The organism is Sporomusa sphaeroides DSM 2875 (assembly GCF_001941975.2).
Taxonomy (GTDB): domain Bacteria; phylum Bacillota; class Negativicutes; order Sporomusales; family Sporomusaceae; genus Sporomusa; species Sporomusa sphaeroides.
Map to the genome: position 1 here is coordinate 3,528,435 of NZ_CP146991.1, position 18,687 is coordinate 3,547,121.

The 18,687-nt window shown below is 50.9% G+C and carries 15 protein-coding genes; all 15 read right to left on the reverse strand.

Features of this window, described 5'->3' with window-relative positions; translation table 11 throughout:
- Positions 1–102 precede the first annotated feature (102 nt).
- Entirely contained in the window at positions 103–531 is a 429-nt protein-coding gene (gene fabZ, locus SPSPH_RS16555) for a 3-hydroxyacyl-ACP dehydratase FabZ (protein ID WP_075757254.1), read from the reverse strand.
- 27 nt (positions 532–558) lie between these two features.
- Positions 559–1,386, reverse strand: coding sequence for a UDP-3-O-acyl-N-acetylglucosamine deacetylase (gene lpxC / locus SPSPH_RS16560; RefSeq protein ID WP_075757140.1), 828 nt, complete (start codon positions 1,384–1,386; stop codon positions 559–561).
- A gap of 86 nt (positions 1,387–1,472) precedes the next feature.
- Positions 1,473–2,246, reverse strand: coding sequence for an amino acid ABC transporter ATP-binding protein (locus tag SPSPH_RS16565; protein ID WP_075757139.1), 774 nt, complete (start codon positions 2,244–2,246; stop codon positions 1,473–1,475).
- Positions 2,247–2,280: 34 nt separating this feature from the next.
- Positions 2,281–4,653: a hypothetical protein gene (locus SPSPH_RS16570; protein ID WP_075757138.1), complete on the reverse strand. Its 2,373-nt coding sequence runs from the start codon at positions 4,651–4,653 to the stop codon at positions 2,281–2,283.
- Between the two features lie 127 nt (positions 4,654–4,780).
- Positions 4,781–5,653 carry a lysophospholipid acyltransferase family protein gene (locus SPSPH_RS16575; protein WP_075757137.1) on the reverse strand — a complete coding sequence of 291 codons (873 nt, stop codon included), beginning with the start codon at positions 5,651–5,653 and terminating at the stop codon, positions 4,781–4,783.
- A gap of 11 nt (positions 5,654–5,664) precedes the next feature.
- Complete coding sequence (locus tag SPSPH_RS16580) at positions 5,665–6,297, reverse strand: YjbH domain-containing protein (protein WP_075757136.1); 633 nt, start codon at positions 6,295–6,297, stop codon at positions 5,665–5,667.
- Positions 6,298–6,449: 152 nt separating this feature from the next.
- On the reverse strand, positions 6,450–7,469 hold the full coding sequence (gene lpxD, locus SPSPH_RS16585; protein ID WP_075757135.1) for a UDP-3-O-(3-hydroxymyristoyl)glucosamine N-acyltransferase: 1,020 nt from the start codon (positions 7,467–7,469) through the stop codon (positions 6,450–6,452).
- A gap of 16 nt (positions 7,470–7,485) precedes the next feature.
- The gene (locus tag SPSPH_RS16590; protein ID WP_075757134.1) at positions 7,486–7,908 is read right to left on the reverse strand and encodes an OmpH family outer membrane protein; all 423 of its coding nucleotides are present in this window, start codon (positions 7,906–7,908) and stop codon (positions 7,486–7,488) included.
- 88 nt (positions 7,909–7,996) lie between these two features.
- A complete protein-coding gene (locus SPSPH_RS16595; RefSeq protein ID WP_075757133.1) occupies positions 7,997–8,935 on the reverse strand; it encodes a hypothetical protein in 939 nt (312 codons plus the stop codon).
- Between the two features lie 68 nt (positions 8,936–9,003).
- Positions 9,004–9,474: an OmpH family outer membrane protein gene (locus SPSPH_RS16600; RefSeq protein WP_075757132.1), complete on the reverse strand. Its 471-nt coding sequence runs from the start codon at positions 9,472–9,474 to the stop codon at positions 9,004–9,006.
- Between the two features lie 85 nt (positions 9,475–9,559).
- Positions 9,560–10,840 carry a hypothetical protein gene (locus tag SPSPH_RS16605; RefSeq protein WP_233139149.1) on the reverse strand — a complete coding sequence of 427 codons (1,281 nt, stop codon included), beginning with the start codon at positions 10,838–10,840 and terminating at the stop codon, positions 9,560–9,562.
- A 68-nt stretch (positions 10,841–10,908) separates the two neighbouring features.
- Positions 10,909–12,642 (reverse strand): BamA/OMP85 family outer membrane protein, encoded by a 1,734-nt coding sequence (locus tag SPSPH_RS16610; RefSeq protein WP_075757131.1) that lies wholly within the window; start codon positions 12,640–12,642, stop codon positions 10,909–10,911.
- A gap of 20 nt (positions 12,643–12,662) precedes the next feature.
- Complete coding sequence (locus SPSPH_RS16615) at positions 12,663–13,250, reverse strand: hypothetical protein (protein WP_143559018.1); 588 nt, start codon at positions 13,248–13,250, stop codon at positions 12,663–12,665.
- 220 nt (positions 13,251–13,470) lie between these two features.
- Complete coding sequence (locus SPSPH_RS16620; RefSeq protein ID WP_075757129.1) at positions 13,471–14,109, reverse strand: sigma-70 family RNA polymerase sigma factor; 639 nt, start codon at positions 14,107–14,109, stop codon at positions 13,471–13,473.
- Between the two features lie 20 nt (positions 14,110–14,129).
- The gene (locus SPSPH_RS16625; protein WP_075757128.1) at positions 14,130–18,461 is read right to left on the reverse strand and encodes a translocation/assembly module TamB domain-containing protein; all 4,332 of its coding nucleotides are present in this window, start codon (positions 18,459–18,461) and stop codon (positions 14,130–14,132) included.
- Positions 18,462–18,687: the final 226 nt, after the last annotated feature.

Sequence of the window (18,687 nt, forward strand, 5' to 3'; positions counted from 1 at the left end):
TGGATATATCGGTTTTTCAGCTATTATCGTGTGTCGTTCTGAGGTTAAGCCTCCGGCTAAGAGCCACTAACCGTTGGGCCTAACACCCCGGTTAAAGCGGCTTTAACGTGAATTGAGGGCAAACAGAAATTCGGCTTCGGCTACAACCTGTCCGTCGACAAAGGCTTCAGCCCAAACTTTACCGACACTGCCACGGACTTTTATGATCTCAGCTACCATGCGAAGCTGGTCGCCGGGAGTTACAGGCTTTCTGAATTTAATCTTTTCCATGCCTGCGAAGTAGGCTATCTTTCCCCGATTTTCTTCCGGATATAACAAGGCTACCCCTCCAACCTGAGCCATAGCCTCAAGAATAATCACTCCCGGCATAATAGGCTTTTCCGGAAAATGCCCCATAAAAAAGTGTTCATTAATCGATACATTTTTTATGCCTACTGCCCGTTTCATCGGCTCCAGCTCAATAATACGATCAACAAGCAGCATGGGGTAACGGTGCGGAATAATCGCCTGAATTTCGGTTGCTGATAAAATCACGGAAAAACGCCTCCTCAAAATCAATCACATACTTGCTTTTATTATCTCTTTCGCCAGTGCGGTATTGAGCGCATGGCTTGACTTTACGGCAATAACATGGCCGGCTATCCGGCCTGCCAGTGCCAAATCACCGATTACATCTAAAATTTTATGCCGGACCAGTTCATCAGGGAACCTGAGCGGCGTTAAGCATTTCTCATCATCATATACTACTGCGTTGTCTAAGCTCCCGCCCAAAGCCAGACCTTGTGCCTTGAGGGCTTCCACCTCGTGCATAAAGCCGATGGTACGGGCAGGTGCCAGTTCCCGGGCAAACACTTCAGGAGTTATCTCATAGTCACCAAACTGAACGCCCAGCAGCGGGTGCGGGTTAATGGAAGTAAAGGTAATGCGAAATCCGTCATAAGGCAAAATAGCAATAAATTTGTCCGGATAACGCACAGCAATGGTTTCTTTCACAACAATCGGCGGCCGGCGAAGCTCATCCTGCCGGATGATGCCGGCCGACTCCATCAGCCGGAGAAAGGGCAGCGAGCTGCCGTCGGCAACCGGCGGTTCCACCGAAGATATTTCTACAAAACAATTATCAATATCCATCGCATAGAAAGCGGCTAACAGATGTTCCACGGTAAAAACCTTGGCGTCACCGCTCTCTAAGGTAGTGGCCCGCATAGCATTGGTTACATTGACTGCCCGCGCAGCTACACGCGGCAGCCCGGCAAGATCGGTGCGGACAAATACAATACCGCTGTCAGCCGGAGCCGGCTTGAGTGCAATGGTTACATCCCGCCCGGAATGCAGACCAATGCCGGTATACATTACGCGAGACGCTACTGTGGTTTGGCGTTCCATTAGGTTCCTCCTGAATTGTCTAATACCAATTTATTCTACAGGAATTTGAGAAATTACGCAAGCATGGATTGTAGAGGAAGGCATTGTCAGGCGCTGCGTTTGCCGGAGAGCGTACGGGCGCTGGTATTGAGCTGGTATTCGATCAGCTCTTTATACTGGCAGCCGACGTGGGAAACAGGGTTAACAAATACCTGGCTGGGTACCCCGGCTTCGACAATCGTGCCCTTTTCCATAAGCACAATGCGGTCGGCCACATGCAGGGCAAAGGCTATTTCGTGAGTAACCACCAGCATGGTGGCTGCACGGTATTTAGCCAGTTCCTCCATGACTACCAGCACTTCCCGCACCAGCATCGGATCAAGCGAAGCCGTCGGCTCATCCCATAGCATCAGTTCAGGTTCGAAGGCCAGTGCCCGGGCGATACCCACCCGCTGCTGCTGACCGCCGGACAACTGTCCGGGCTTGTGTTCTCTGAACTGCTCCATCCCCACTTTGGTCAGTGCGGCGACAGCCTTGTCATAGGCCGCCTCTTTGGACTGCCCCCCCATAACCAGGCCCAGCATAACATTCTCAACAGCACTCAGCCGGTTAATGAGGTTAAATTGTTGAAATACATAGCCAATGCGTTTACGCATATGGCGTAAGCCGGTATCATCTAATTGGGTCATTTCCACGCCGTCAACCAGGACTGAACCGGCATCCGGCTCAATCAACCGGTTAATGGTGCGAATGGTGGTTGACTTGCCGCAGCCTGACGGCCCCATGATAACAACGGTTTCCCCTTTTGCTACCGCCAGATTCAGGTTGTCAACGGCGACAAGGCTGCCGAATTTCTTGGTTAGGTGCCGGATATTGAGCACACGGCTCACCCCCTTAGATAACATGTTGAATATATTACTTGAATTTCACTTTGCGCTGATTGAGTTTTTGCATCAGTCCCGGGCGACCGCCCGGAATAACAATCTCGCGCATAATTTCATCTGCCGACAAGCCCAGAGCTTCACCGGCCATAACTTCTTCATCGGCAATCGGACTGATTTTTTCAGTATAACAGGCCACTAAAAAGCCAAGTACGGCTCCCACTAGCGGCACACCCACCCAGGGCAGATAGGGAATGCCGCCGCCGGCCAACAGGAAGATGGCTGTCAGCAGCAGAGCGCCTACACCCATTCCATAACAGCGTTCCGGGACGGTAAAGATACCTGTCAGCCGGGCCACTGTCCGGCGCCAACCGGTTGCAGGAACTTGTTGATTGAGCCGTTTGCGGCGGATAACGGTCATAATACCGGTATGGTCCAGTCCCAGGAACAGGATGGTGGCAATAATGGCCGTCATCCCGGCCAGAATGCTTTTTACTTCGGTAAGCACCTGGTACAACTCACCGCGCGGGTCGGGCTCGATGATTCCTAACGCCGTCGAATACAGGGAGGCATTGTTGTGGCCTGCCTGCTTGTGCACAACCGGTGCCACAGCATTAATGTCAATATGGCCGGTAGTTAGAATCTGAATACGGGCGCCGGGAATTACCTGTCCGGCAATAAATTTATCCAGGATATTAATGGAATGGCTGATTTCCTCATCTTTAAGGTCTGGAACGGCACTGGCCAGATAGGCAATTTGGGCGGCAATCACCGGCACATCAATTTGCTGCAATTGTCCCAGATGGCTATTGGCGCTGGCAAGGCTGGTTCTGGCCCCGTTAACGTCAAAGGCTTTCAGCGTATTGAGGCTGGTTTGACCATTAACAGCAATATTATCAAGAACAGATTTGGCGCGGCGGGCATTGTCCGCCACACTGTCAAGCTGAGCTAGATTTGTGCTCAGTGTAATGAGATTTTGCTGCGCGCCGCTGACATTGTTGACCGTTTTATCCACATCGCCATTGACCAACCGGACTACCTGCAGCGTATTGACCAAACTGCCTAACGTGTTGGACGAATTGTCAAGCTGGCTGCGAATATTGCTGGTATCAATACCGGCAAGCGCGCTCGTGGCCGTCTGAATCGTGCCGCCGGCTGCCTGCAGGCCGGATAAGGTTTGTTCTAGAGCGTTAATCCCGCTGTCATAGTGTTCCAGAGTCCCCAGGGCAATACCACTCATACTCTTAGCATCTTGCGCAAAGCCGGGAATTTGTCCGACCAGTTTGCCTGTTTCACCAAGCGCCTGGCCCAGCTCCTGGCGCGGATTCTTGTAGACGGCAGTCGCCGTTTGTCCGCTTACCATATTGTTCTCCAGCTTATAGCCCTGGATGCTGCCTGACGGATTAGCCAGCCAGGAAGCGTCCCCCTCGGTTATGCGGCCTTCCACTTTGCCGCCTGTGTCTGCTGCCGTAATCTCGGCCACAACATTTCCTTTGGCAGGCGTGCTGCCGGCCTGTGGCGGTTCGGCTGCAGTCCCCTGAAAGACAACAATATCCCCTTTGCCCAGTTCGGTACCGGCAGCCGGGGTAATGGTAATTTTCGACCCATAGGCCTGCAGGAAGCGTTTAAGCTCCAGCATGGTGCTCACCATGTACGTCATATCGTCATTGTTGCCGTCAACAGATACGTTCTGCGCATACGCTAGCTGCAGTTCCTGTTGTATCGCCCCGGCAATGCTTTCTCCCAGACGCAGCGGGTTGGCAGGTTCACTGCCTACCGGAAAGCTAATTTCAATTACCTGATAATCTGCCAGCAGCGACTTAATCGCGGTATTGACAGCCGCCGATTTATCAAGCGAGTTTAAAATAACCCCGACAGAGGAGCCGTCGCGAAAGGTGAAGCGAACGCCGTCCATCTGTGAGATTTTATCTAAAAGCATATTTCTCGCTCCCTCCGGCACACCACGCACAGTCAGGCGCGGGTCAGTCATCACCCCGACACTTGCACCGCCGGGAATGCCGCCAAAGGTTTTCGACAGTTCCTCATATACGGTTTTGGTTTTAAAGGTCTCAGGCAAAGCAATGAAGAAGGGGGTCTTACCGGTAATGGTTGGTCCTTCTTTGATTTTGCCGCCTGGGAATACTTCATTGACAATCTTGGCAATATGAACAGCCGCATCCTCGCGGTTTTCTTCTCTGATCTGAAGTAATATGTCATATTCCCCATAGTCGCCCACAAGGCTGGCCAGGGTTTTCGAAAAGTACGTGTTGGCAGCCATGGAGACCGAACTGGCTAACAGGGTACCGATGAGTACACTGATAACAAGCAGTATCAGAATATCGCGCACTATAGAATCCTTGAAGATACTTTTAAAAAATTTAAGGTTTTTTATACCTGATGTCAGCATCCCTTCAGTCACCTCACTCCCGGAGTCCATTATAGCACGTATATCATTTTATTGTCCATAAGTATATCAAAAAATCAATTTTTGTATATATTGTAAAAGTGCAAAAAAATAAGAGGGGGTTACCCTCCTATAGTTTCCCGGCAGGCGGCGGCGTTTTCCAGCGGTTATGCAGCCAAAACCATTCCTGCGGGTATTGTCTGATATGATTTTCAATAATTTGGGTCAAATTCTGGGTTGTCACCAGAATATCGTGGTCACGGTCAGCGGTTTTTTCCGCCATCACCGGCGGGTGAATAATAGCCGTGTGGGTGCCGTCCGGATTGGTGGTAATAAATGCCGGCACAATCGGCGCATGATTCAGGCGTCCCAAAGCGGCAGCTCCCTGCGGCGTAGAAGCCGGCCGGGAAAAGAATTCAACAAATACACCATGTCTGCGATTATCCTGATCCATCAGGAGGCCGATAATTTTGCCGCCGCAAAGCAGCTTAACCATTTCCCTGACCCCGGTTTTATAGGTAACATGCATACCGGCTTTTGTCCGGTATTCATTAATAAATTTGTCCATGGCATGGCTTGTTTGACGCTGTACGACAGCCACCAGGGGAAAGCCATGCATGGCAAGAGCGGCACCTAAGAGCTCCCAATTGCCGCTATGGGCGGTGGCCAGTACTGCGCCGCGTCCCAGCTTCAGGGCATCTTCCAGATGCTCCTGGCCTGTCAGTTTAACATAATTTCCAATATTTTCAGGGGTAAGCCGGGGCATGTGGAGCACTTCCATGAACATAGGGCCAAAGCGTACGGCACTGGCCTTGGCCAGCAAGCTGGCCCGGTCTTCATCAACCCCCAGGCTGCGCTTAATATTAGCTGTTGCCATCTTCTTTCTTTTAGCCGGAACCAGCGGCCAGCACAGCCGCCCGATCAGAGTTCCCAGGCCGCGCCTGATGCCGGCCGGCAAACAGCACACGATGCGGCTTATGCATTTTACTAAATAATATTGCATCGGCGCTGCTCCTAGTAGGTGTAGCTTAAGCCAATGTAGGTTTCGCTGTGGCGCCAGCCGGCATCGATTTTCAGACCGGGAACAATGGCCATCCGTGCACCATAGTTCATGCGGTCACCATCCCACTCGGCAATCAGGGTCGTAGCCGGAAAGATGTTGTTGCCTGTAACCGCACCGATCGGGCTGATGGTCTTTTCAATAGCGGCAAATACGCCGTCATAGCGTCCGTCACCAACACCTGCATGAAGCCGGAAGCCAAAAGGCAGGGCTTTGCTGGCCGCAGCATAGTGAGTGCGTTTAGCATCATTGCCGATATCTTCCACACCGACAGCCAGGCCGGGAGTCAGTACCGTCTCAGATAACAGACTGTACTTGAAATTAACCAGCGTCTCGTTATCTTTGCTCACATCACTGTCATAACGGAAGCCGGCCACACCCAGTTCCAGATTTTTTGCCAGATTGAGGTTAAGGGCGCCAACGCCGCCTTCTTTTAAATGATAATAGCCAAGTGAAAACTGTCCCTCTTGCAGAACATCGGCGGTCGGAGTGTTGATCAGGCCTGTTGAACCGTTAACGGATGGTGCGGCATATGCAGGAGCTGCGGCCAATAGTACAACAGCCGCTGCGAGAATAGTTTTTTTCATGATTTTTCTCCTTACTTTTCCTTGTATAATGAATAATGGGCTACAAATATATAATAATTCCCCGCCCTGAACAAAAATCCTGCTAAAGCCCTTGCACCAATTTGTGGGCAGATGCCATAAGATAACGAGGTATCTTGCGATACCTCGTTATCTTATTTCTTTTCTATATCAGCCAGCCGCTGCTCAAGCTCACGGATTTTTTTGATGAGGTCAGGCAGCCTGCCGATAGCGGCTTCAGAACGCAGCCATTCTTTATGAGGACGGGCAGGAAAACCGGCATAAAAGGAGTTGGCGGGGATGTCGTTAATGGGTGCCGACCTGGCGGCAAACACGCAGTTGTCACCGATGGTCAAATGCCCGGCACTGCCTGCCTGGCCGGCAAAGGTTACATTATTGCCGATTTTGGCACTGCCGGCAATACCGGTCTGCGCTACAAAGAAGCAATTTTCGCCAACAACCACATTGTGTGCCAGGTGCACTAGATTGTCGATTTTGGTGCCTTGCTTGACAATCGTACTGCCGGTAGTAGCCCGGTCCAGACAGGTATTGGCACCGATTTCGACGTCATTTTCAATAATGACATTGCCCACCTGCGGTACTTTTTGGTGTCTGCCGTCAATGGTAACAAAACCAAAACCGTCACTGCCAATTACCGCACCGCTCTGAATAATCACCCGGTCGCCGATATGACAGTTTTCTCTGACGGTAACATTGGGATAAATGAGTGAATGACTGCCGATAGTAGCTTCACGCCCAACATAGGTGTGCGGATAAATGATAGTATTATCACCGATTTCAGCATATTCATCAATGACAGCATGGGCCATAATGCTCACATTGGCACCCAGCCTTGCGGTAGCGCTTACCACTGCTGCCGGGTGAATACCCGGCGGCACATCAGGCTTAGGGGTAAACAGGCTCAGCAGCGTGGTAAAGGCCATCCGGGGGTTAGCCACCCGGATGGCCGGTTTGGGAAAGGTTTCAATGGTATCAGGAATGATTACGGCAGCCGCCGCACATTTTCCTGCTTTGTCAAGGTGCGGCGGCACTGCAAAAGTAATATCACCCGGACCGGCGTCATCAATATTGGTGACGCCGGTAATTTCTATGCCGGCAGTATGGGTAGCCGTACCATGAATCAGGGCGGCAATCTCAACTAACGTCTTTTTCACACAAGCTGCCTCCCGCTTATTGCATTTTGCCGATTACAGCATCAGTGATATCGGTGCCGCCTTGCGCTACACTGTTTTTGTAGAGCACAACACTGAGCTTTTTCTCGGTGCTTACTTGCTCAACTGCCTGTTTGATGCTGGCGTCAATTTGGTTTTCCAGGTCTTGCTTTACCTTCAGGAAATCGCCATAAGCCGCTTCCTGACGTTTTTGGAATTCCTCGGCACTAAGGCCTGCTTTATCTTTTTCCAGTTGATCGCTCAATTCTTTGCCTTTGGTATTCAGCTGTTCTTGAAATTGTTTAATTTTCGGGCTGTCAGACATAACCTTGTTGACATCAAGAACGCCAATATTTCCCTGGCTGCTGCTGCAGCCGGCCAGTGCCAGAGCACCAACAAAGATGAGTACCAGTACTAATGCCATTTTAATCTGTTTGTTCATCAGACAATCCTCCTTAGGAAGCTCTATGAGCACAAGCTCTCCCTGTGCTCATAGGCATCTCATATTGCTCATAGTATATGCAGGCAAATTATTTCTTAATCGCGTCAATCACGGCATCTGTCAGGTCTACCGCCCGAACATTGACCTGCTGTCCTGTCAGAACAGCCTCCAGGCCGCGTTCAACAGCTATTTTTGCCGTTTTATCCCGGATATCGTTCAGGATAAATTCTTCAAGAACCTTAATTTCCTGCTGTTTCATGCCAAGCTGCTGCTGTAAGCTGCTGTCCGCGGCAGATGGCGCGGCTGCCGGCTGGGTCAGTTTTGCCGACAATTCAGCCGTTTGAGCCGACAGTTTATTATCAAGCTCACGGTTAAGCTGGGCGGCATAAGCAGCCAGTTCCTGTTCCATAGCCGCTTTTTCCGGAGCCAGCGCCGCCTCCATTTGCTGAGCCATCTCCTGTTCTTTTGCCGACAGTTTAGCAGCCTGCTCCGCTTTTACGGCATTTATTTCCTGTTTAAGCGCAGTTGCCTGCTGTTCGTCCATACGCACAGTCTGCAACTTTAGCTGCAGGTTAAAAAGCTGTGGCTGATATTGCTGGTTCAGTTCGCCGGCGTAAGCCTCAAGCTGTGCGGAAAGCTCCTGGCGCTTTTTCCCGGCCTGCTCCAGCAGCCGCGCCTGCAGCTCTTGCTGTTTTGCGGCAATTTTTACCTTGAATTCCTGCTCGACAGCTGATTGTATGCTGGCTGCCATATTGCCGGGTAAATTTATGGCCGCTTGTGACTGAGCAATACCTTTACCTGCCGTAGCAGCCAGCTGCTCTTTTATGGTGGCCGCCTGCTGTTTATTATTTTGCCATTCCTGGTATTTGGGATGAGACTGAACGGCTTTATCCACGCTGATAACACCCAGCTGCGGTGCTTCGGGCGGTTTGGTTTCAGGTGTTGAACGGGAGCAGCCTGCCAGCAGGACAGTGCTAAGCAGCAGAACTGCAAGAAACCTTACTGGTGTCAATTGAGAAGTAAACACCAAATCACCCTCTCTAGTTAAGGTTTGAGCCGAGCGCAGGCTAAAGCGGCTCGGCTCAATGATTGCAATTATTTTCCGGTAAGTTTTTTCACAACATCGGCAGTCAGATCCTGACCACCATAAACTACATTATTAACATCAAAGACCACGGCAACACCCTTCGCATCGGCAACCGATTTAATAGCGGCATCTATTTTGTCATGAATGGGCGCCAGCAGCTCTTGTTCCTTCAATTGAAGGCGTTGCATGGTTTGATTATAGTAATCTTGTTTTTCTTTAGCCGACATATTGGCTGTCTTGGCATCAAAGTCTTTTTGTGCTTGTGCTAGTTCAGCATCCAGGGTTTCTCTGGCTTGGGTCAGGTCAGGCAGCTGTTGCAGCACTAGCGCCCGGTTTACCTTGCCAATATTGGATGAGGTACCGGCCGAAGCAGCATAACCTGTAGCGCTTTGCGATATCGCCAGTCCAAATATTCCCAGTAGAAATACCGCCACTACAGCAACGGCAACCATTTTTGCAACCTTCTTATCTTTAAACATTCTTTACCCTTCTTTCCTGCCCTCTGGCAATAAAATTTCTCCTCTACCCTCCAATTATATCAGGAAGCACCTTATTCAGCAAGTCTTACAAATTGGCGGTCAATCTCAGCCAATTCTCTTTTTCGGTGAAAACATACTCGGCACTGAGGAATTCATGCAGCTTATATCTGACCCCAACTTCATAGTAATCTAGCTTCGGCGTATCCTCAAGCCGGAGCATCCAGTCGCTGCCGATGTAGTGGTTAAGCCATAAGGTGCTATGGTGGTCTGAGACATTATATTTTAAACCGGCAAAAGTAGTTTCGGTAAATTTATGACCCCAGCCTGGCTCAAAGTCCCATTCCAGATTATCGGCAATAACTTTGATCTCCAAAAAGACTTCATCCCGGCTGCCTGTATATTTACCAAAATGTAATTTCGCGGAAGTAGTGTCGTCCTCGCGTCCCACATCCAGATTGCCTTCCAGCGTCAACCGGTATTTGTCAGTCTCGGCATTGAGAGTTACTTCGGTGACGACACCGGGCTCAACGACCGGCGTCAGAGTTATTCCATACCTGCTGACCAGCGATTGCTTGGCTGCCGCACTTTGCACCACTCCGGCAAAATATTTTTGATGCCGTTCCACAAAGGCTACCGGTAAACCGCGCATCATACCCGCCGCTTCGCGGACAGCCGTACCGGCCTCGGCCAGCAGCAGGTTGGGGATAGTACGGGAGCGTAAGGAAAGCTGAACCGTATCAACAACCGGACCGCTGGGAATCAGTGATAGTTTGATGTGAGTCTCCTGCCCGGCAGTAATCTCCAGATTGCTGCGAAATTCCGGCAGCTGGTTTGCTAATAAATCGCGGATAACGACCTTGGATACTCCGCCTGCCCAGGCTACCGAGTCAACCGGCAAGCCAATTAAGACATCGCCTACCTGCTCCTCCAGCTGCTCAATATCCCGGTTAATCAAGTTCATTACTTCCGGCGATAAACCGCCACTGTCAAGCTCAAGGGAAACGCTGCGCACCACCTCGCCCCAGGGTTCCAGCACCACTGCTATCCGGGTGGTAGTTCCCGGTGTAATGACCGCCTGTTCGACGCTGTAGCCGACAAGCACCCTGTCGAAAATCTCCCGGACAAGTTTTTCATAATTGGCCTGGTTTGTTTCCACATCGGCAACCGTTCGTCCGGCAAGCATTTCTTCCCCGACAGCCGTGATACTTGCCGTCATCCGTTTGGCAACCTTGTCCGGCGGCGGCTCAGCAGCCGTAATAGTCACCGCAATGTTATCCACCGTTGGGCCTGCGGCACTGCCGGTACCGGACCACAAGGCCAGCAGCAGGCCAAGCAGGCTGAGAACTATCAACCGGCGTGGATGCATGATGCTAATGATGCACACCTCCTACTAAATGAGTCAGGCCGGCGGCCTGACTCATTAGTTACTGCTGTTTAGAACTGGCCGCCGAAACTGAAGTGGGTACGACCACCCTGCTCGCCTTGAGCATAATCAATGCGGACAGGGCCTATTGGTGTGGTCAAACGGAGACCTACACCCACACTGTAGTTAAGGTCATCTAGTTTGTAGCTCCCGCCTTCCCAGGCGTTAGCGATATCGGTGAAAACAACGCCTTGCACTTTGCTAACAACCGGGAACCGGTATTCTGCCGTAGCGGCCAGCATTTTATCGCCTTCAAACTGGTCGTCCTTGTAACCGCGCAGCGTATCGGAACCACCGACAGAAAACTTGCCATTTTCCGGCATGCTGCCATCGGCATAACCGGCAGTAAGCCGGGTGGCAATTACATGATCACGGCCAACCTTGTGGTATTGGCGGCCTTCGGCGGTATATTTGTTAAAGTTAAAGTCACCGCCAAGCGAGCCGCCGGCAAATTCGGCTGACAGGGAATAACGGGCTCCTTCGGTAGGATTAAACACATTATCCCGGGAATCAAACACGCGCATCAGCGTAATACTGCGGGTCAGGCCAAAGTTATCTTCCAGATAGCCTTCATATGGCTGGCCTTTGGAGTAATCGTAAGGACCTTCAACATATTCAACATGCGTGTCTTTACGGTTTTTGAAAGTAATATAGTTGTGAATATATTCGCCATGCGGACGGCCAAGCGTAATATCAAAGCCTTTCCGTTTTTTATCATAGCTTGATTCCAAATGACCATCGGTATCATAATCGTCATATTCATTGGTCATATCATAGTAGCTGAAGCTCAGCGAGGTTTGCTTGCTGTCCAGCCAGGGACGGGTATAGCTTACCTCATAGTTGGTGTCGTCGGCACCGCCAAATTCCCAGTGCAATTTGACTCTGTCGCCGGTGCCTCTAAAGTTGTTGTCACCCAGTTCGATAATGCCAACCATACCGTCGGCTTTGCTGTAACCGCCGCCAATGGAGAAGGTGCCTGTCTTTTGTTCAACAACACTGGCCTCAAGCACAACCGCATTCGGCTCTTTGCCGGGATTGAGCTTCATATTGACATCTTCAAAATGACCCAGGTTGTACACTTTTTGCATACTGCGACGGGCGTCCTTTACGTTGAAAGGCTCACCTGGCTTAAGTTTCATCTCACGGGTAATAACTTGTTCCTTGGTCTTTTCGTTGCCTTTGACCACAATGCCTTCCAGTACGCCTTCACTGATTGTCAGGGTCAGTTCCCCGCCCGGCGACATAGCTACATCACTTACTTTAGCTAAAATATAGCCCTGGTCGTGATAGTACGACTCTATCGAGCGGACATTAGCGTTAAGGGTTCTGGTATTTAAAACGCCGTCTTTGCCTGTTGTCACCATTTCTTTAATCTTATCGGTAGATACCTTGCTATTGCCTTTAACGACAATGTCGGTTAATTTCGGGTTTTCCATAACGGTGTAAATGACTTTGACACCTTCAGGCACTTCGCTGAAATTGGCAACAACATCAAAAAAGTAACCTAAATCATAGATTGCCTGCATGTCCTGTTTTACTTTCTCAGCCGTCAAAGCATCGCCCGGCCGGATTGTCACCACACCCAGAATCGTACTTTCGGCAACCTGATGATTGCCTGTCACTGTTACCGCTGTAGCCGTCTTGCCTTCAATGTCTGCTGCATTAACAGGCAAGACTAAACTAACAGCCATGCTTAGCACAATCGCTGCAGCAATAAATATTTTAGACTTGTTAAGAATCTTCATGCATTACCTCCTCTGTAATTTCATTGTCCACGCAAAGATTTCCCGGCTAAACGAATAAGGTTGTCAACCTCGTCAGGCGTCAAAGGCAATGCTTGCTCCTGCTGAGGTTTAGTCGATGGGTGAGATTGTTTATCCGCTGCCGGCGGCGCAGACAACTGCGGTGAGGCAGTTGTTCGGTCTTTTTCGGCTACAGCCTTATAGGCATTGGATTCAGGTACGACTGTCTGTGGTGATGATGTTGTTGTCATTACCCCGGAAAATTCATCGACTTGACTGGCTCTGGTCTGGTATACCGGGGCCGGCGTGTCAGTGGTAAGCGGCGGTTTAGCTCCATGAGAGCCTGTTGCCCACAAATAGCTGGCAGTCATCCCGCCGGCAGCAATAACAAAGGCAAGGCCAATAGCTATGCTATGCCGGAAAACAGAATAACGATGCCGCCAATGCTGCGAACGGTTTGTCTCTTTCGCCCGGGTAAGTTCAGCCTGAGCTAAAAACAAGTTGAGCTCACCACGAATATCGCTGTCTTTCTCAAAGGCCTCTTCGGCCTCTGAAAGCCACTGCTGCGCTGAGGTTAAATGTTTATTGATATTTTGTTTACAATCCGTCACATCCACCATCCCCTATTATAAACACTAATTATACTCCTGGGAAGAGGCCAGATTCTGGTTAGTGACAAATACTTAAAAACGGGCAAATTTTGCGTTTAGCCCGCTGAGTGTAACTATTTCATGGTATTTTGACTAGTTTTCTCGCTATTTCATTGTTACGGCGCGTTTGTGTAAAACACGCTGCCGTAATACCCGGAAACGGGCGTTTATCGCCCGTTTCCTACCAGTTGCCCATCAGTTTGGACAGCATCCCCCTAAGCCGGCGAATTCCCTGCTTCTGCAGGCGATAAATATGGGACACGCTTAATTCCATGCTGGCGGCCAAATCTTTCGGTTCACAATTGTCAAGATAAACACCGCTTAACACCTGCTGCTCCTTGGCAGGCAGGCGTCCCATAGCCAGCCGCAATTCTTCCACCAGGTAGTTTTGCTCAGCTTGCGCCGCTACTTCCGCCTGCGCATCAACCAGCGAGTCGGCAATTGATACCTGTCTGCCCTCAGTCGCCATCACACCGTCAATATGCAGCAGGCTGTCGTCTTCGCGGCTTAAATGATTCAGCATCCGCCCCCTGATACGGTGTACGGCAAATAAGCTGAAGGCAATGCCTCGGGTATGGTCATAGTTCTCCACAGCTTCGATCAGTCCGACCGTTCCTTCCTGAATCAGGTCCAGGATAACGGCCTCAGGCAGGCGCCAGCGCATGGCGGTTTTGAAAACCAACGGCTGGTAACTTTCTATCAGGCGGCGACGGCAAGCCAAATCGCCACCTGCTTTGTACCCCTGCCATAACGCCAGTTCTTCGTCCGGCGTCAGTGTGCGGACTTTTTTCAGTTCAGTCAAGTATTCGCTGAGTAACATGTTATCAATCCTTTATGTCATCAGAAAGTAAACCTGGTCTCAACAGTAAGCAGATTGTTCTTCGAATCGCTGCCAAAGCTGCCGCCGATGCCAATATTTCTGGTCAAATCATAACGGAAACCGAAGCTGTTGTTATTATCCTGATCAAGACCCATACTATAACTGATTAAAAATTTATCGGTAAGATATTTACCTACTTCAATATTATAGCCCTCTAACTGGCTGTCAGAGTCATTCCGGCGCGAGCGTCTGCCGCCATAGTCAAACAGCGACGACCGTACCAGCCGCAATTCGTCAACCCCCAGCGTTTCCTGCAGGACGCTTTCCACCTCGGCAATAAACCGCAGCTGGAGGCCTGCATCCAGCAGGCTGACAAGCTCATCGCGTCCTAAAGTGCTGTCAGAGGCTCCCGAATCGGTCTTGGAAAAATAGCTGCCGCGCAAAGTTAAGAGTGACAGGATTTCCTCCTGGCTCATAGCCGGTTCGGCGGTCAGTTTAAGATCCATGGCGGAAACCGGGCCGTTAATTCCCAGGTTAATGGTTGTACGCGAAAGCCTGGTTTGGGCTTGCAGCCTGATTACCGGCTCAATGGAACGGAACTGGATGAAGTCGGCACTGCCGCTGATAATGTTAAACCGGTTGGTTAAATATCTGACCGTACCCCGCCTTGCTTCAATTCGTCCTGAAGCCGAAGGCCGCTGCAGGGTTCCGGCAAATTTAACCTTCCCTTCGGCCATGAAATCATACAGGTAGGGATTATACAGCCGGACCTTATTGCCGACAGTAACTTCCACATCCAGACCGGCGTTAAAGGCAATCGCCTCACCGTCAGGCACTGCCGGAATATTGACAGTGGCATTGTCAACTGTCAGCCGGCCATAAATATGAGGTCTGTTATTCTGGCTGGTTAATGTAAAAACGCCGTCAATAGGACCGGAAAAATAGTTGTGTTTTACACCCAGCCGGTCCAGGGTAAGCATGATATCATACTGGTCCAATCCCAGGCCGTTCAGTCTGGCCGACCCATTCATGGAGTAAGAACCGCCCCCCATGTTCCCGTCAAAGGCATTTATATTTATTGTATCACCTTTAAACTGAATATCAACCCCCACATTTTCTATCGGGTCGGAAAGTGACTTAAGTTTTATTTTGCCATTAGCCACCGTCACCTTGCCGTCAAGCGTAGGCTGGGCCAGTGTGCCGCCGACAGCCAGCTCGCCTGTTGTCGGTCCGGCTGCCCAGGCCACTTCCTTGGTCAGCAGCGGCAATATGCTCAAATCGGCATTGTCCAGGCGTAAGATAAGGTCCATGGTGTCGGTAATATCGGCCTGACTGCGGCCCTGACTGTTCAGCGCCCGCAGCGGCACAACGCCATAGGCACTTGCTTTGTACGGTCCACGGGCCACATACAACTGGTTAACATGAATGCTGCCTTTGTCGAAAACCAACAACCCGTACAGATTGTCAAATTCCGTGTGGGCCACACTGCCGTTTTGTACTTCCAGCGATACCGCAACATTCGGGTTCTGGGTCCGGCCGGTGGCTTGCGCATTAAAACTAAACTGCCCTTTGGTTTCAACCGTGGTATCAAAGAGCGCCGTCAAAATGCCGATATCAATGGATCGTCCGCCTGCTTCCACTTCAATCTCACCGTTTAAATCCGCCTTGCCTTTAACAACCAGCAAGCCGTCGGCTCCCTGTTTAGCCGTGAAGGTATTGACTGTAATAATTTTATTTTCCATTTCGACGTCAATGTCAATGGTATCAAGCGGGTAATTTTTTATTTTGCCGTCATAGATGGCGCCGCGCAGCAGGATGTTGGGATTATGCATATTACCGTTTACGGCAATCTCACCGCTCAGCCTGCCGCGAATACCGCGGTCCGGCATGTTGGCAATGGTCATAATACTGACGAGTTCACCGCCTTCAGCGCGGAGCAGGCCGTCAATTTCCGCAGTTTTAAAGTTAACTCCGCCGCCGAAAACATAGTGCCCCTGGCCTTGGGAAAATCGCAATTCCCGGATATCGGCCTGACCGTCAGCGTAACTGAAACTGGCATACATATCGCTGACTGCCTGACCATTAAGCAAGACGCCGCTTGCTCTCAATTGACCGGTAACCTCCGGGCTTGTTACCTTGCCTGTCACCTTACCGTTCAGACTGGCTATACCTGATACCGGATAAGGATATTCTGCTTTTAGCCTGGTAATATCGATATTCTCGGCCGCTACGGCAAAGTCCATGCTTTCATCGGCGGTTACCGTTCCTGATAGCCTGATTTTAGCAGTAAACGAATCTATATCCAGCTGGTTCACGGTTATCAGACCGTTCTGCCATTGGTAGGTGCCTTCAGCCTTGCCAATAAGATACCCTGCCAGACTGCCTTCCGATAATTTCACCCTGCCGCTCACGGCCGGATTAACCAAGGGACCGCGTATTGTCAGTTCATGCTCAATATTACCTGTTAACGCGAGTTTGGGAATTAGCGGGCGGACAAAGGTTTCCGCCCTGGCAGCATGGGTTGTGAGGGTAAGGTTACATTCCGGCTGAATTCCGGCAAAAGTTATTGTTCCGGAAAAATCATGCAGGGCAGCACCATTGGTAAGGATAACTTTTTCAAAGGCCACCCTGTCCGGCGAAGCCGTAATGAGCCCACGGGCCTGGCCCCAGGGTTCCTGATTCAGGCTGAGACCGTCGGCGTCAAACGTGAGCGCAAGCTGCGGCTGGGTCAGCGTGCCTGTCAGCTGGCCCTGGAAGCCGGCTGTTCCGGCAAAGTGAATATCTTTTATAGCAAAGGGTAATTGTGCCAGTTCTATGCCTTGCCCCTCAATCGCCAGCTTGAGCTGTTCATCTTCCATAACGCCAGCTGCCGTTATCAGACCTGAGGGCAGGATAAGATCATAGTGTTTAATCTCGGTAAGACTGCCGGTCCGCTCAACAAGTGCCGTCATTTTGGTGTAAGGCACACCGGCCAGCTGGCCGTCAGCCAGAGTTACCGCCACTAAGCCATTGATGGTTTGCCAGTCGGTTCCCTGACCGGTAACCGACAGGCTGATATCCCCTCTGCCGCTAAGGGCAACAGGGAGGTCTTGGGCCTCGGCAGCATCCAGATTGCTGGCAGCCAGCTGTACCTGATACTGCCGGCTTGTCAGGTCCAGAGTTCCCTGGCCCTGCACCTGACCGCCAAGCATTTGTGCGGCAAACTGCTCTAACTGCAGTTGATTATCCGCAAAATTCACTTTGGCGCTGGCAGCCTGCAGCTGATAACCGGCAATAACAGCTTCTTTTGCCGAAAGCTCGGCTGTTGCTACCGGCATGGCCAGCGTCCCGGTGAGTTTGGCGGAAAATGCAATGATGCCGGCAACAGGCAGGTTATAGCTAATTGTCGCCACATCAAAATTAGCTGATTCCACACTGAGGTCAAAAACCGGCTGGTCACCGGCTATGGCAATTTTGCCGCGGGCAGCTACCGGCTGATTGTTAATAAGCGCACTGGTACCAAGCAGGTACACCGCGTTATTAGTAAAGCTCACACGACCGCGCGTTTCGGCAACAGGCACCCCCTGTACCTGTACCGATAAATCCTCTAATAAAAATTCTCCCGCATAGCTTAATCCGGCAGAATTGCTGACAACCGTTACTTCCAGCTCCGCCAGAGCACCATCGGTAAAAACCAGGCCGGCTTTGGCAGGTACCAGCGATTGGTAAGCAGCCGGGTGAAGCTTATCAGCCGCCACAGTGACTGACAGGCTTTTCCGGGCAGTGTTAACAAACCCCCGGGCAGTCACCGGCGAGCCGCCCAGGCTGGCACTTAGCTTGATATCGATAGACTGGCCGTTTTTAATAATAAGCTGACCGTCGGCACCGGTTAAATCCCAGGTTCCCTGCAAGGCTTGAATCCGGACAGCGGCCTCTTTAACCACAATCTTACCGGTAAAAGCCGAATCATCCGGCTTGCTCTCCTGGGCCAGGCAGGCAATATTCCAGACACTGTCCGATTCTTCCACCAACAGCACTTCCGGCCGGGTAAGGGTAATTTGACTGATGGCGTTTATTGCAGTTTGACCGCGCGCCAAACGGAGTATATTATAGTCTACCGTAACTTGCTCGATAACGGCCAGTTTCCGGCCTTGTTTATCAAATACGGTAACGCCGTCGACAGCCGCTGAAGAAAGTCCGGCTATGTGCAGCTGGCCAACCTCCACCTGGGTCCCCAGTGCCGCTGTCAGTTCGGTGGCAAGTGTTGCTTCAATCCGGGAAAACACTGCGGGGCTGTGAGCCGACCACCAGGCAAAAGCAGCCATGACCAGCACAAACAATATCAGGATTGCAGCAATAGCTTTGGTTCGCATGGCACGCCTCCTTGGCCTTGGATATTCCGCACTAAAAAAATACAGCAGGCGCAGGCGGGTAGTACTTGACGCCTGCACAAACAGCTAGCACGCTACATATGGCTATCCGGTAAAATTCGACGTCATGAGGTTGTCTTCCTCTATGATATTCCTGGGAATTTGACTCAGAACCGAAGAAGAGGATTACTTTTCCTATTAACGGAAGAGCAATCCTCTTGCTTGAAAA